Origin of the sequence: Helicobacter apodemus (assembly GCF_000765745.2) — a bacterium.
GTDB classification, from domain to species: Bacteria; Campylobacterota; Campylobacteria; order Campylobacterales; family Helicobacteraceae; genus Helicobacter_D; species Helicobacter_D apodemus.
Genome location: NZ_JRPC02000098.1, coordinates 1 through 862 on the forward strand (window position 1 = coordinate 1; position 862 = coordinate 862).

Annotated in this window: 1 protein-coding gene; it reads right to left on the reverse strand. The window is 35.4% G+C overall.

All coding sequences use genetic code 11. The annotated features are described in order from the left end of the window. Positions 1-862, reverse strand: an 862-nt coding sequence (locus LS72_RS11120; protein WP_202978626.1) for a beta strand repeat-containing protein, incomplete at both ends; no start/stop codon positions are given.

The window sequence follows — 862 nt, forward strand, 5'->3', positions numbered from 1 at the left end:
CCTTTATTATCAAAGCTTGTGATAGTTCCTTTATTAGTAACTTGATTTGTGATAGTTCCACCATTAGCATTGCTAAAGGTTCCTATGTTCTTAGTGTTAGTAAGACTTGTAATGCTTCCAGTGTTAGTAGCATTTGCTAAGGTTCCTTTATTACTCAAGCTTCCTATGTTAGAAGTGTTAGTAAGACTTGTTATAGTTCCAGAGTTATCATTACTCAAGGTTCCTAAGTTTTTGGTGTTAGTAAGATTAGCAATGCTTCCAGTGTTAGTAATATTTGTTAGGTTTCCTTTATTAGCAATGCTTCCAGCCTTTCCAGAGTTAGTGAAGTTAGTAAGGGTAGCATTGGAATTATTAACAAATCCATTACTTAAAGTTCCAGCATTGCTAAAGTTTGCAATGGTTCCTTGGTTGGTAACTTGCTTAGTTATAATTCCTTGGTTAGCAATGCTTCCAGCACTTCCAGTGTTGCTAAGAGTAGTTAGGGCTCCAGTGTTCGTAAAGGTTCCTAAGTTTTTCGTGTTATCAAGACTTGCAATAGTTCCAGTGTTAGTAATATTTGTTAGGGTTCCTTTATTAGTAAGGGTGCCTAGATTAGAAGCATTACTAAACTTTGTTAAGGTTGCATTATTATCATTTACAAATCCACCACTTAAGATTCCTTTATTATCAAAGCTTGTGATAGTTCCTTTATTAGTAACTTTATTTGTGATAGTTCCACCACTAGCATTGCTAAAGGTTCCTATGTTCTTAGTGTTATCAAGACTTGCAATAGTTCCAGTGTTACTTGCAGAGTTTAGGGTTCCAGTGTTAGTAAGGGTTGCTAAGTTTCCTTTGTTTTCAAGGGTGCCTAGATTAGAAGCAT